Origin of the sequence: Vibrio sp. 2CM40D, assembly GCF_023161825.1 — a bacterium.
Classification (GTDB): domain Bacteria; phylum Pseudomonadota; class Gammaproteobacteria; order Enterobacterales; family Vibrionaceae; genus Vibrio; species Vibrio alginolyticus.
Genome location: NZ_JALNTL010000002.1, coordinates 338,852 through 352,700, shown reverse-complemented (window position 1 = coordinate 352,700; position 13,849 = coordinate 338,852). Strand labels below are relative to the sequence as shown.

Annotated in this window: 15 protein-coding genes; 11 read left to right on the top strand and 4 right to left on the bottom strand. The window is 45.4% G+C overall.

The window, feature by feature from the left end; genetic code table 11:
• Window positions 1–71: 71 nt before the first annotated feature.
• The 6 genes from MTF70_RS04950 to MTF70_RS04925 all read left to right on the top strand — a co-directional run bounded on the left by MTF70_RS04950 (window position 72) and on the right by MTF70_RS04925 (window position 5,356).
• Window positions 72–995: a DMT family transporter gene (locus MTF70_RS04950; protein WP_248393860.1), complete on the top strand. Its 924-nt coding sequence runs from the start codon at window positions 72–74 to the stop codon at window positions 993–995.
• Window positions 996–1,094: 99 nt separating this feature from the next.
• The gene (locus MTF70_RS04945; protein ID WP_025768591.1) at window positions 1,095–1,541 is read left to right on the top strand and encodes an SRPBCC domain-containing protein; all 447 of its coding nucleotides are present in this window, start codon (window positions 1,095–1,097) and stop codon (window positions 1,539–1,541) included.
• An 83-nt stretch (window positions 1,542–1,624) separates the two neighbouring features.
• Window positions 1,625–2,377, top strand: a complete 753-nt coding sequence (locus tag MTF70_RS04940) for a phosphatase (protein ID WP_042521750.1) — start codon at window positions 1,625–1,627, stop codon at window positions 2,375–2,377.
• 156 nt (window positions 2,378–2,533) lie between these two features.
• Window positions 2,534–2,923, top strand: a complete 390-nt coding sequence (locus tag MTF70_RS04935; protein ID WP_021035869.1) for a cytochrome b562 — start codon at window positions 2,534–2,536, stop codon at window positions 2,921–2,923.
• A gap of 218 nt (window positions 2,924–3,141) precedes the next feature.
• Window positions 3,142–3,501 carry a hypothetical protein gene (locus MTF70_RS04930; RefSeq protein WP_080276971.1) on the top strand — a complete coding sequence of 120 codons (360 nt, stop codon included), beginning with the start codon at window positions 3,142–3,144 and terminating at the stop codon, window positions 3,499–3,501.
• 415 nt (window positions 3,502–3,916) lie between these two features.
• A complete protein-coding gene (locus tag MTF70_RS04925; RefSeq protein ID WP_025768589.1) occupies window positions 3,917–5,356 on the top strand; it encodes a PepSY domain-containing protein in 1,440 nt (479 codons plus the stop codon).
• A 51-nt stretch (window positions 5,357–5,407) separates the two neighbouring features.
• Here the strand turns inward: MTF70_RS04925 and MTF70_RS04920 are convergent, their stop codons facing one another.
• The 3 genes from MTF70_RS04920 to MTF70_RS04910 form a co-directional block, all read right to left on the bottom strand.
• Window positions 5,408–5,791 carry a VOC family protein gene (locus MTF70_RS04920; RefSeq protein WP_025768588.1) on the bottom strand — a complete coding sequence of 128 codons (384 nt, stop codon included), beginning with the start codon at window positions 5,789–5,791 and terminating at the stop codon, window positions 5,408–5,410.
• Between the two features lie 30 nt (window positions 5,792–5,821).
• Window positions 5,822–6,751: a LysR family transcriptional regulator gene (locus MTF70_RS04915; protein WP_025768587.1), complete on the bottom strand. Its 930-nt coding sequence runs from the start codon at window positions 6,749–6,751 to the stop codon at window positions 5,822–5,824.
• A gap of 77 nt (window positions 6,752–6,828) precedes the next feature.
• Complete coding sequence (locus tag MTF70_RS04910) at window positions 6,829–7,302, bottom strand: hypothetical protein (protein WP_205461256.1); 474 nt, start codon at window positions 7,300–7,302, stop codon at window positions 6,829–6,831.
• Window positions 7,303–7,590: 288 nt separating this feature from the next.
• On the opposite strand from MTF70_RS04910, the gene MTF70_RS04905 reads away from it, so the two are divergent.
• The 4 genes from MTF70_RS04905 (at window position 7,591) to MTF70_RS04890 (ending at window position 11,347) form a co-directional block, all read left to right on the top strand.
• On the top strand, window positions 7,591–8,274 hold the full coding sequence (locus MTF70_RS04905) for a spondin domain-containing protein (RefSeq protein ID WP_005384002.1): 684 nt from the start codon (window positions 7,591–7,593) through the stop codon (window positions 8,272–8,274).
• A gap of 9 nt (window positions 8,275–8,283) precedes the next feature.
• Window positions 8,284–8,979: a spondin domain-containing protein gene (locus MTF70_RS04900; RefSeq protein WP_205461258.1), complete on the top strand. Its 696-nt coding sequence runs from the start codon at window positions 8,284–8,286 to the stop codon at window positions 8,977–8,979.
• Between the two features lie 146 nt (window positions 8,980–9,125).
• On the top strand, window positions 9,126–9,857 hold the full coding sequence (locus MTF70_RS04895; protein ID WP_025768584.1) for a response regulator transcription factor: 732 nt from the start codon (window positions 9,126–9,128) through the stop codon (window positions 9,855–9,857).
• Window positions 9,858–9,973: 116 nt separating this feature from the next.
• On the top strand, window positions 9,974–11,347 hold the full coding sequence (locus MTF70_RS04890; protein WP_025768583.1) for a HAMP domain-containing sensor histidine kinase: 1,374 nt from the start codon (window positions 9,974–9,976) through the stop codon (window positions 11,345–11,347).
• 27 nt (window positions 11,348–11,374) lie between these two features.
• Here MTF70_RS04890 and MTF70_RS04885 read toward each other — a convergent pair whose 3' ends face one another.
• Window positions 11,375–11,812: a superoxide dismutase family protein gene (locus MTF70_RS04885; RefSeq protein ID WP_226975304.1), complete on the bottom strand. Its 438-nt coding sequence runs from the start codon at window positions 11,810–11,812 to the stop codon at window positions 11,375–11,377.
• A 619-nt stretch (window positions 11,813–12,431) separates the two neighbouring features.
• On the opposite strand from MTF70_RS04885, the gene MTF70_RS04880 reads away from it, so the two are divergent.
• On the top strand, window positions 12,432–13,841 hold the full coding sequence (locus MTF70_RS04880; RefSeq protein WP_054865815.1) for an aminotransferase class V-fold PLP-dependent enzyme: 1,410 nt from the start codon (window positions 12,432–12,434) through the stop codon (window positions 13,839–13,841).
• Window positions 13,842–13,849: the final 8 nt, after the last annotated feature.

Sequence of the window (13,849 nt, the reverse complement as noted above, 5' to 3'; positions counted from 1 at the left end):
ATGGTTAATATTACTCGCTATTTACGATAAGTGATGTCTTTTAAAATGCTCCATATATTAAGGAGTATTGAATGAATGCTGTAAATAAATCTATCCTTTTCATGTTGATGTCTACGTTAAGCTTATCTGTTACTGGACTGTTAGCAAAGCAGTTGTCAGGCGAACTTTCCGTCACACTATTTAGCTTCTTACGTTTTTTGGTGCCTGCGCTTATCTTGCTTATCTTACTTCGTGCGAAAAACCTTACCTTTCCTAAAGCGGGCACGCTAAAGCCTATTTTATTGCGTGCTCTTTGTATCGGTTTGTCACAACTTTGCTTTATCGCGTCATTACAAACGTTAACGCTCGTTGAGGGGGTCGTTTTGTTTGCTACTGGCCCATTATTTATTCCCTTGGTTGAAAAGCTGTTCATGAGGGGGCGCATTCGTGTTTCAACATTGGCGGCTTTAGCAATGGCGTTCACTGGTGTGGTTATGTTGGCGGGCGGTGGAAGTGAGATCACATGGCGAGCGGATTTATTGCTCGGCTTGGCTGGTGGACTCTTCAATTCTGGTTCTCAGCTTACGTTATATAAAGTGAGTAAAACAAATATGTCGCCGCTAGAAATCAACTTTTGGGCGTTTGGTTTTGCTGCCGTATTTCTGTTGCCGCTAACTTTGTTTAACGACTTCGACGTGTTACTTAATATGAGTGTTATGGCGCCTGAGATTTCTTCAAATACGCTGTGGATCGGTATGATGTCTCTGATGATCATTAACACCCAAGTTTTTCGCTCCAAAGCATATAAACTGGCAAGCAGTGGCTCTCAACTTGCGCCACTCATTTTTACTAACTTATTGTTCACTGCGGTTTGGCAGAGCCTGTTTTTTGAAGACCGAATGAGTCAAAGTCAAATTGTTGGGATGAGTTTAATAGTGCTCGCAATCATACTGAACACATGTTGGGTTCGTTTTACGGCGCATCGCAGTGGTGGTTTACAAGCGAGAACTTCTTAGTCTGTCGGAAAATGAAGGGGGCAGGTAGATAAATTGGTCGTGTGGTTTGATTTTTCTTGAGTATGGGCTAGCGTCAAGAAAGGTTCAGGGAGAGAAATCATGCTTACGCTAAATTATTACGTCGAAATTTCGGCGACACCGCAACGAGTGTGGGAAGTGCTAACCGATGTTGAGTTGTATAAACGTTGGGCACAAGCCTTTTCACCGCAGTCTCAATTTGAAGGAGCTTGGGAAGAAGGAGGTGGCATCACTTTTTTTGATCCAGATATGGGCGGGACAAGGGCGATCATAGATACGGTGCTACCGCTTCAAAAACTTGAATTTCATCATGTTGCCATTTTTAATCCGGATAATCGTCAACAACTCGATGCTGACCTAGCATCTAGGTGGATCGGATCGCGAGAGATCTACCAGATCGATACCAACAACGATCGTTTACTACTCAATGTTACCATTCATACTCACAATGACTTTGTTTCCATGTTTAATCACGGATGGGAAAAAGCTTTACCCTTGATAAAAGCCATTAGTGAAGAGCAAGTTTAGGGTTCTTGCTTATCTTGAGCTGACGATGCGTTGCCTGAAGGTATACAATAGCACGCAAGATAGCGCACCTAAGAGAGTGGATGATGGAATTTAAAGTTGATACCCATACACATACGTACGCCAGTGGTCACGCGTACAGTACCTTGATTGAAAATGCAAAGTTGGCAAAAGAGAACGGGCTGGATATGTTCTGCACGACCGATCACGCAGAATTAATGCCGGGTGCGCCTCATTACTGGTTCTTCTCTAACCAGAAAATTCTGCCTCGTTTTCTTGAAGGCGTTGCGATTATTCGCGGCGTTGAATCTAACATTATGAATACCGAAGGCGACATTGATATTCCACTGAGTGTGGACCGCAACTTAGATTGGGTGATCGCGAGTTTTCATGAACCCGTTTTTCGTCCAGCAAACAAGCAAACTCACACGGAAGCACTTGTTAATGTCATTCAGAGTGGTCGTATTGATGCGCTCGGTCATCTTGGTAATCCAAATTTCGACTTTGATTTTCAGACCGTTTTAGCGTGCGCGAAAGAGCACAATGTCGCGATTGAAATTAATAACACCACGCTGAAAGGTAACAGCCGAGTAGGCAGCGTAGACCGTTGCCACGAGATTGCACAAATCGGGAAAGATCTCGGTGTTTTCTTCACCACGGGCAGTGACGCGCACTTCTGTCACGATGTTGGTAATCTGGAGTTGGTTGGAGAGTTAATGGACAAAGTGGGTATTGATAGCAAGAAAGTGATTACTCGCACCGCTCAGCAGTTTTTGTCTTTCTTAGCTTTGAGAGGCCGTAAACCAATTGCAGAATATGACAGCATTCTCAACGCATAAACTTGATTACATTTAAGGTATGCACCTGACGCCAGATTGCTTTACACTGCGACCCGGAAATACTCAAATAAGCTAGTTTTTCGCCTTTTATGGCGTAGGTTATTTGGGTGAATAAAGCCGACACAGAATTCGGCACTATAAATGGAGAAGTGAAAAATGTTACGTCCTTTAGTCCTAGGGTGTGCGATTGCGTTTGGCTCAACATACGCAATGGCAGAAGCGGTTGATTTAAAACAAAACATGAAACAGATGAAGATGGAATTCAAACAGGCGGCAGAAGCATCTGATGTCGAAACCATGAAATCTGCGATTGATAGCTTGCAAGCGATTGTTGAACAATCTAAGCGTGGTAATTACCCACCAGAGAAGTTTGATACTTACTTAGAAGGCTTTAACAAACTGACGGTAACGCTAGATAAGATTGAAGCGGATCTTGATGCGGGCAAGCTACAAGAAGCAAAAGCTCAACTGCGTGAAATCGATAGTCTTCGTGAAGAGTACCACGACAAGCGCAATCCAAGCATTTGGAGCAAGTTGTTCGGCTAATTATCTACTGAGCGGAGCATTTGCTCGTGGCAGTGGGTTACGCGTTATTTCTAAGTAATGAATGAACACATTATCAGCCTGCCATTTCGGCGGGCTTTTTTGCGCCTGTCAATCGATGCATTCAAGAAAACCTGTGAGGTAGCAAGCACTTATTGATCCTGTTTTTGAGCTACCACTCAGAATTGGTTACGCTGTGTGAAATTTGTTAAGTCACCGTTATGCGTAGATTAATTCCTTTTTACCGCTCAATGTTATTTGCTAGTGCTCTCAGTTGGGTGCTAGTGACGCTGATGCCTGTTATCAATGCTCATGGTAACAGCATGGGCGTGTGGGCGACGCTATGTACGCTTAACGGTTTTGAATTGGTTCAAATAGAAGAGGGCGACAATTCGGTTAGCCACAAAGGTAAGCCTTGTCCGTTTAGCCACTTCTCGACTTTTCATCACGATACACTTCCAACGACACCGATACTTTCAAGACAGAGCTTGGTGACTTCTGACAGCTACGCTTATTTGGCTCTAAGTGTGCGATTTGAAACACCAGTTCCTAGAGCGCCGCCGGTTTCCCTTTTCTCATAACGAAAACAATTACACGATACCCAAGTAACCTCGAGATGCTTGGTTCAGCGAGAATGACTTGGTTTGTAGACGCGGCGGCGATTTAAAGGTCTAGTGGGTCTAGATCAAGATATCGACAACAAAGTATACAAGCCAAGGCAACTCGCCCTTCGGGAGCGTGTCATTGCTCCGATTGCTGCTTCAAACGACTTGGAAAGAGTGGTCTATTACACAGCGTTGTTTTCTTTGCACTCGAATCAATGACAACGCTCTGAATCCAGCATCTTGAAGTCACTTGGGTATATAGTCAGCAACACTGCCACTTCGAGCAGTGGTACTCCCAAATCTAAGTCAAATAACGCCGCATACGAATGTGTATGTGCAGGATGCGTTTGGCTGAATTTGGGTGTTCAACAATGAAAAAAGGAAAATACACATGTTGAGAAACTCGGCAAAGCCTCAACTCAAGGAAGCCTCACGCGCAAAATCCATCTACTTTATGACGTGGCGATGGCACTTTTACGCAGGTTTGTTCGTCATTCCATTTATGCTGATGCTTTCCCTAACGGGGTTGGTGATGTTGTTTGATGATGAAATCGAACTGGCTCGATACGAAGCGACATTACAGGTTTCACCACAAGAGCAAATGGTTCCTGTCTCTGCACAATTAGAAACCGTAAAGCAGGCGTATCCCGATTTTAATGTCACCCAATTTGTACCTGCCAAAACGGCCGATATTGCCAACCGATTCTCGATTCAAAACCAAGAAGGCAGCTCTCTGATTGTTGCAGTAAATCCTTACACAGGAGACGTACAAGGCACCATTAACCGTGGTGATAGCATCTATGAACTGATGAACAGCATTCACGGCACCTTGATCATCGGCGACCTAGGCGACCGTTTAATTGAAATCGCCGCAAGTTTGGGGATTTTGCTGTTGGTGTCTGGTTTATACCTTTGGTTACCTAGAGACAACGCAAGCCGCGCCGGCTTTTTGAAAATTCGCCTTAACAATGGCCCTCGAATTTTGATGCGTGACCTGCATGCGAATTTAGGTGGTGTGCTGTCGATTGTTCTGTTGTTCTTTTTGATTTCAGGTTTATCTTGGGCAGGGATCTGGGGTGCGAAAATGGTGCAAGCTTGGAATACCTTCCCAACCTATTACACATGGGGTGAGAAACCGGAATCCACACTGACACACAAAGATCTCAACCACGGTGCTTCAGAAGAGATGCCATGGAACTTAGAGCTTGCTGCTGTGCCGGAATCGAAAGATAAGCCCGCTCATGATCATGCCAATATGAAGGAAGAGATGGCATACGCAGGCAGTCATGATGCGCTCTCCATTGATGATATCATCCTCAAGGCTGAAATGATGGGCTTCACTGGCTATAAGCTGTTTTTGCCACGCTCTGAGACAGGCGTTTACACCGTTGCAGCTAACTCTATGGGCGGCGATATTTCCGACCCAAGACAAGATCGCACCAGCCACTTTGACCAATATTCCGGTCGCTTGTTGGTGGACGTCACGTGGCAAGATTACAGTTTGTTTGCCAAGTTCATGGCGGCAGGTGTGTCATTGCACCAAGGTGATGTCAGTGTGCTTAACAAAGTGCTCAACGTGGTGTTCTGTTTAGCGTTCATCTTAATCTCAGTCACAGGCGTGGTGATGTGGTGGATTCGTAGACCAAGTCGCAGTGCCGCATTGGGCGCACCACCTAAGTTTCAGCAAGACGGTATTTGGAAGCTAGGCTTAGTAACGTTGGTTATATTGTGTCTGGCATTTCCGATGGGCGGTTTGGCAATTGTTACGGTTCTCGCACTGGATTGGCTGTTGTTCAACCGCGTTGAGAAGCTGAAAACGGCGTTGAATTAGTAACAGACAAAGAATGAAATAGTAAAAGAGCCAGCGAAGTGCTGGCTCTTTTTATTTCTGGTAAATCTCCAGCGGCAAGCCATCTGGGTCTTGGAAGAAGGTAAAGGCTTTGCCTGTGAATTCGTCAATACGAATTGGCTCAACTTCAACGTCATTCGATTCTAGGTAGGCTTTCACCTGTTCAACATCATCTACCAAAAACGCGAGATGTCGTAGCCCTTGTGCTTCAGGAAAGCTAGGTCTCTCTGGTGCGCCCGGAAAGCTAAACAGTTCCACTTGGCTGCCGTCAGGTAAAGCGAGGTCAAGCTTGTAGGAGTCTCTGGCTTCGCGATAGTTCTCGGCAATGACTTTCAAACCCAACACTTCAGTGTAAAAGCGTTTTGACCTTGGGTAATCGCTGCAAATGATCGCGACGTGATGAATAGCCTTAAACATGGTTAGCCTCTTCAAACATGGCTCGTATCCTCAAGCATGGTTAGTGTCCTCGGAGACTAAATGCTCCTTAACGAAGTCGATAAACACGCGCAGACGAGCAGGCATGTATTTGGTTTGCGCATACTGCATCGCGATAGCGCCGTGGTAATTACTCTTGATCATCCAATCCGGCAATACTTCCACCACTTCTCCTTGCTCTAACGCGTCTTTGATCACAAAGTCATGGAAGATCCCAATTCCTAAGCCAGACTTAACCCCGTTCAAGCGCATTTGGGAGTGGTTGACGGCGTAGCGTCCACTTACGGCAATGGAGTGGAACGCTTCTTCTTTAAAGAATGACCAGATGTTGTCTTTGTCGTTCTCGGCAAGGTAAATACAATCGTGCTTCTCAAGTTCAGTGGGATGCTCAGGCATACCGTGTTTGGTGAGGTAATCTGGAGAGGCACATAAAACGAGATTGGTCTTGCTGATCTCTTTGAGTACCAGATTCTCATCGGGTTTGTCGGTGAGCTTGAATGCGACATCAATTCCTTGGCGGAAAAGGTCGATCTCACCATCTGCTGCACGCAGCTTAAGCTGAATATTTGGATAACGTTCTAGGAATGGCAATACAAACGGTTGAAGCACCGAATTAAGAAATGCTTCAGGGGCTGCCACTGTGAGTGCGCCTGTTGGCTCAGTATGATCTTCCGCAGATAGCTCAACGGCTTGCTGCGCGGCATTCACCATTGCGATGCTTTGGTCATAAACCTTTTGCCCAGCTTGAGTAATAATCAACTTACGAGTTGTGCGCTCAAACAGTTTCACCGAGAGGGCTTGCTCTAATCGTGTGATCAACTTACTTAAAGCCGATGGCGTCACGCCGAGTTGTTTGGCTGCAGCGGTAAAACTGCCTTCGTTTACCACTAAGATAAACGAAGCAAGGTCAGGAAGTAGGGCAATGAGTTTTGGATTAACCATAATTGTTCAGTTCTGCGCAGCGGAATAACGATATTGTCTGGTACGGTTTCACGAGGTTCAAGTGTCACCGTCTCGCTTTAACGATATTTTGCCAAAAATGCATTGAGTGCAGGCAAGCCAGATTCACCAGTATGGTATTGCTGCCAACAGTGATAAATGGCCGTTTCGTGGTCTGCAATTAACTCGATAGCTTCTTGCTCAGCGGTTGAATACTGCTGTGAATCTTTCACTTCTTCATGCCACTCTCGATACTTAACCTCATAAGGTTCCACCCACTTCAAAAGATTCGCCACCAACTCTTGCCATGGTAAACCAATCCACTTGGTTGCATCTGCCAAGCCTTTATCTAGCATCTCTTGGTATCGACTTTCGATATCCATGCCATTTGTCAGCAGTACAGGTTTGAGCTTTTCTGCGGTGAGTTCTTCCACTTCAATCAAGGTTTGCCACAGCGTTTGTTGTTCACTTTGGGCGTAATGGCTCAAGTAGTGGTTGAAAAAAGCGATGCCGTAGATTTCGCCATAGTAGGCAGACAGAACGTTATGAATCATGCTGAGAATCGTGATTTAAACAGAGAATACCGCATTGTAGGAGGGGAAAGCGCGAAGTGTAAATACCTGATTAAGAGTAAAAAAGTTCTGCTGACAGAATTCGAACAGAACTTGTGAGAATTTTATGAGAATTCGATGAAGTTGCTGATAGATTTGCTCGTCATTCTTAGAGGCAAGAACGCAAAACGTTCGAAACGTAATGCTTAACCTACTCAAGTCACGAACAAAGAAGTAAAGCCGTACACATGGGCTTGGGTAGTTCAACCCTCATTAAAGGATGGAATCACAATGAAAAAACGTACCCAACTCGGACTCGTCATGACTTCAGTCGCTATGGCACTAGGCTCTGCATCAGTGAATGCGGCAGAATTGGAAATCACCGTGACAAACGCAACCAAAGGCATCTACTTTACGCCACTTATTGTCGCTGCACATGGTTCTGATCTTCAAATGTTCAGAACGGGTCAAGCAGCAACGCCAGAACTAGAAGCAATGGCAGAAGGTGGTGATATCTCTGGGCTTGCTAGTGTGATTGGTAACGCTGGTGGTGCGGTGGTTGAGAACCCTGCTGGTGGCATTTTGAATCCAGGTGTTGCAACCACCTTCACCTTGGATAGTGGCGACCACGGTTATCTTTCTCTGAGCGCGATGTTGCTGCCAACCAATGACGGTTTCGTCGGTCTGGATAGTTGGAAGATTCCAACGGAAGCGGGTACATACCGAGCAACGCTAAGAAGTTACGATGCCGGTACAGAAGCGAACGATGAACTTGCGTCTAGCATGCCAAACCCACCTTTCATTACCTTTGGTACTGGCGGCACAGGCGTTGAAGCAACGGTAACTAACGACAAAGTCCACGTGCATCCGGGTAACCTTGGTGATAGCGATCCAACCGGTGGCATCAGTGACTTAGACAGCAGCAGCCATCGTTGGTTAAACCCAGTTGCAACCATCACAATCGTTGTGAAGTAAGGGGGATGTATGAAATACAGAATCTTACTAGTAGCGGCTTCAGTCGGCTTGCTCGCCGGTTGTCCAAGCGATGATGATAATGATGTAGTGAAATCCTACCGCTACACCGTCAACGTTTCGAACTTGACTGCGAATCAACCTATGTCTCCGCTCGCGGTACTCACTCACAATGGTGACTACCAACTGTTTGAAATTGGACAAGCCGCATCTGTTGAACTTGAGCACCTTGCCGAAGGCGGTAGTAACGCTGAGCTGATTGAGTTGATGAACAGCAATGACAGTGTTTACCAAGGCATTTCGGGTAATGGATTGGTGTTGCCGGGTGCATCGGACGAAGTCACCATCACGGTTGACCCTAGTCGTTACGGTTACTTGTCTGTGGCGTCTATGTTTGTGAATACCAATGATGCCTTTGTTGGCGAAACGGGGCTATCGCTCAAATCGCTCGCAGTGGGTGAAAGCTACGAAATGAGCATGAACGTTTGGGATTCTGGCACGAAACTGAATGATGAACTTGCCGCAACCATCCCGGGCCCAGCAGGTGGTGGTGAGGGCTTCAATGCCGCTCGTAATGACAGCAGTGATGTTGTTGCATTCCATGCGGGGGTAGTTAGCCAAGATGACGGATTAGCAAACTCAGCGCTTTCTGCGAACCATCGTTTCTTGAACCCAGGTGCGAAAGTCACCATCACTCGAGTCGAGTAACACAGGCTCCGATGACGTCTCCTTTCCAAAGCGCTTGTAGCCGAGCGCTTTATCCCTCATGGCGTCATCGGAACCTTTTTTGAAAGAATTTCTAATTTGTTCCGGTCATGTGCAAAGTGAGGATACTCGAAGGCAAGGAAAGGACCATGGAACAACAGGCAATCAATTTAGTCGCGAACATCTTGTTGGTGGAAGATGACGATGATTTGGCAGAACTGGTTCAGATGCATCTCAAGTTTCAAGGACACCAAGTATCGCGAGCCACAAATGTCGCCGATGCTAAAACGCAATACCAGCAACAATCCTTTGATTTATTGATCCTTGACCGAGGTTTACCAGATGGTGATGGTCTAGACATTTGCCATTATTTGCGTCAGCAACAAGATTGGAGCCCAGTGCTCATGCTGACAGCCAGAGACGGTGAAATGGACAAGGTTGACGGTTTAGAAGCGGGCGTTGATGACTACATCACTAAGCCATTTAGCGTATTAGAATTCCAAGCACGAGTGCGAAACGTGCTGCGCAGAGTCAGCCAAACCGCAGAAGCCAAAGTAGCAAATGAAGTTCTCGACGACGCGATGGATTTTGGTCCGCTGAGAATCATTCCGGAGTTGCACCAAGTATCCCTAAACGATAAAGACGTCACTCTTACCGCGACAGAGTTTACTTTGCTGCAGTTTCTCGCGACTCGTCCGGGCAGAGTCTACAGTAAAGATGAATTGCTCGATCACGTTTGGAACACCAGTCATTCTGGTTATCACCACACGGTGTGTAGCACCATAAACCGTTTACGCAGCAAATTGTCGTTGTCTGACTCTGATCATCACTTCATTCAAACCGTTTGGGGTGTTGGATATAAGTTTCAGCCAAGACACTAATGCAAGAAAGTAAGTCAAAACATCAAGCCAAGACAGTAAGTCGGCAGTTGTTTTCACCGTCATTTTTCAATCATCACGGGTGTTTCAAAAACTTCGCTGTTTAAGGAGGCGATAGGATGAGCTTCAAATCTCGCTTGGTAGTATTTACTAGCTTGTGGTTCTGCCTCGCGGCGGTGGTGATTGCACTAACTTACAATTGGCAAAAAGAAACCATTGAGTTACGCACTAAGCAAAGCCTCCATAAAGAGCTAGCTAGCCATATGCGTGACGATAATCCGCTGATGATCGGGACGGATTACAACCCTAAAGCACTTAAGTCGATCTTTCACACGCTCATGCTGATCGGCCCTGATTTTGAAATCTACTTCCTCGATAGCCAAGGCAATATCACCACCCATGCAGCACCAGAAGGGGCGGAGATCATGGGTAAGGTGGATCTCAATCCCATTAAGCAATTCTTAAATGACCAGCCTTTTCCTATTTTGGGTGAAGACCCACGTAATCGTGGTGAACACAAAGTCTTTTCTGTCGCAGCGATAGAGGAATTAGGCTCTACGGTCGGTTATCTCTACGTGGTGATTGGCAGTACCCGACATGACGCCATTGCCAATGCTCAAGTCGATACCCCTTACATCGCGCTGGCAGGATTGGTCTTAGTGTCCATTTTAGGCTTTGCCCTCGGGGCTTATGTGCTGGTCAAACGTAGTCTATTGAATCCGATTGAACGTGTGACCAAGCAACTTCAACAGCAAGCTGAACATGATTTCCGCCTGCAACCTGATTTTACTCACCAAGTGCCAGAGCTTGTGCCGATTGCGCACTCTTATCAGATGATGGCGAAGCACATTCAGCAGCAGTTTTTACAGTTGGAGTATCAATCGTCTCATCGTCGTCAAAGCTTGTTGCAGCTTAGTCATGATTTAAAAACGCCGTTATCGAGCGTGCTGGGCTATTTGGAAACGTGGCGTTTGCAACATCCGGAATCCGATCTTTTGATCGACGTCGCTTTCCGAAATTGTGAGAAGCTCTCAACTCAATTGCATTCTCTGTTAGACGCCGCGCGCAAAGAAGCTCCAATGCCAAACTACGAGTACCGCCCCGTAGATCTTGGCGCGTTGATGGCAGAATGTGCCGAAACGATGCAGAGCCAGTTTTCTCGTAAAGAAGTGGTGTTGAAAGTGGATATCGATAGCGAAATCCAAACCGTGGGTGACGAGGGGCTATTGGAGCGATTGGTATTGAACCTGCTTGAAAATGCATTGCGCCACAGCCCAATCGGTTCAGAAGTGCATTGCCGAGCGCATTTGAGTGAAGATAAGTCGCGTATCCACTTTACCTTCGTCAATCACATCGAGGAAGAAGCGGAGGGCGGTTCTTTGGGGATCGGGACGAAGATTGTCCAATCGATCTTAATGCTTCACCACAGCTACCTTGAGACCAATGCAACCTCCTCTCAGTATCAACAGAAGTTCACACTTCTCGCAATCTAAAGAGAAGTGTGAGACATAAGTTAATGTTTATTCAATAACACCACATACGACGCGAGCGCCGCCACCACCTAGCTTACTTGGGTGATCGGAGTGATTGTCACCACCTGCATGGATCATTAACGCTCGACCTTTTAAATCCGATAATTTTAGGCGAGGCGCGACAACGGGCTGATTGGCATTGCCGTCCATGTCCACATAGAGAGGAGGCAAGTCGCCTAAATGATTGTCATTGGTCCAAGGATAGCCATGCTTCCCTGTGTTGTTAGGATCATAATGGCCACCTGCTGCGCCGCCTAATACGGTTTTGTCATCCTTTTCTATGCTATCGCAAGATGGATTAGTGTGAACATGGAAACCGTGCACACCTGCTGACAAACCTGATAATTGAGGCGTAAAAACAACGCCATAATCACTTTGTGAAATCTCAATGGTACCCGCGCTCTCATTGGTGTTGAGAGCAGTCATTTCTACCGTTTTTGCTAGCGCGTTAGGGGCGGCGACAAGAGCGGATGCAACTGAAATGCATAGCAATCCTTTTAACATGGGACCTCCTTCTTTTAGCGTGTACGCTCAAGCACATATTAGTGAAAACCTGTTTTACTTATGTCTGTTGAGCGGTGAGTTTATGTCATAGAGTGATGTGTATCACTTTATGGTCTTAAACTGATATCTCGATCCGAAATCAGCTTTCTCTTATTTAGTCTTAACATATTGAGATCGTTAAGATATAAAAAGAATAGACGCCAATCTTAAAATAGCCTGAATATTTTTAAATTAACGCAAAGTTAAATTTTTAATGACTTTATAACAAAGCTCATAATTGTTTTATAAAGAATTTGGTGGAATTGTCCGCAATAAAGAATAGTCAAATTAACGAATATATTAATGTGAACATTGTTGTTTATAGATTTGTGGTCAAACTGTTGCTTATATCATCAAATAAGATAAAAAATTGGAACTAAAGTCACTTAATGGCAGAGGAAAAAATTAAACTCTGATTGTAATGGGTAATAATGTTTTAGTAACAGATAGTTACGCACTTAAAATTAATAATATGGCTAATTTCCGACAAGGATTGAAAAAGATGAAAGACAAGGAATCTATTCAGACTAATAGCAGCCGCCGTAATTTTCTGAAAGGCGCAACAGGAGCTGTTGTTGCTGGTGTGAGTGCTTCCGCTTTCTCAGGCGTAGCTCAAGCACGAGAACAGAAAATTGATTGGAGCAGCCGCGGGCTAGGTAGAAAACACGATAAGCGCTTCTGGCGTAAAGTGCGAAGACAGTTCGTTTTGGACAAACGAACCACTTACATGAACATTGGTACAACAGGTTCAATGCCAAAACATGTTCTTGAAGATTACGAGCATAACAACAAGCTGGTGGCTAAATATCCTTGGGATATGAAAGGCAAATTTGGCTCTTGGCCTTATGTTTCAGAGATGGTTAAAGACGTCGCACCAGGTTTTGGTGCTAACCCAGAAGAGATCATTCTCAGCCGCAACACTACTGATGGCTTATGCTCGATCATTAATGGCTTACACTTTGAACCAGGTGATGTGATTCTAACGACACACCATGAACATATTGCTGCAACATCACCTATGAACGTAGCGAAACATCGTTTTGGTGTGGATGTGGTAGAAATTCAACTACCAGTATTTACTGGTACTGAAAACGTTTCTGAGCAAGATTACATTCAAGCGTTCCAAGACGCGCTTGATGCGAATCAAAACGTTCGCCTAATTGTTTTCTCTCATATCACATACAAAACAGGAACCGCGCTACCAGCCAAAGCCATTTGTGCTTTAGCAAAAGAGTATGGCGTGCCTACTCTTGTTGATGGCGCGCATACGGTCGGTATGTTTGACCTTGATTTCCACGATATGGATTGTGATTTCTATGCAGGATCTGGTCATAAGTGGCAGTGTGGTCCGGGCGCGACAGGTATTCTGTATGTTCGTGATAACGGTAACCGTTTGAATGAGTATTGGAGCGACCGAGAGAACCCGTTATGGTTGATCAACTCCTCACTTTCTCATGCTGATTACCTGGGTAAACAGCTGCAAATGCAATACATTGGTAACGATAACTATCCTGCGAAACAAGCACTAGTTGATAGTTGCAAAATGTGGGATGAGATTGGTCGAGACCATATCGAAGAGCGAGTTGTAAGCCTTGGTAGTTTATGTAAAACCTTGCTTCAAGAGTACTTACCACAAGCCAAAATGTATTCACCAAACGTGGAAGGCTTAACCAGTGGCTTAACGACGGTTAACCCGTTCTCCGATGTAACTAATGAAGAGATATTGACGGAATTCCGAGATCGTTTACGTGAAGAGTATGGTTACATCATCCGTACGACTAGCTTTAAGCTGCATAAGGATGATGACTTTGATACTTACGCGCTGCGTATCTCTACGCATTTGTTCCATGACGAACAAGATGTGGAAGGGCTCGTAGTGGCGATGACGAATTTGTATTACTCGTCGTTCTAACATCGTTG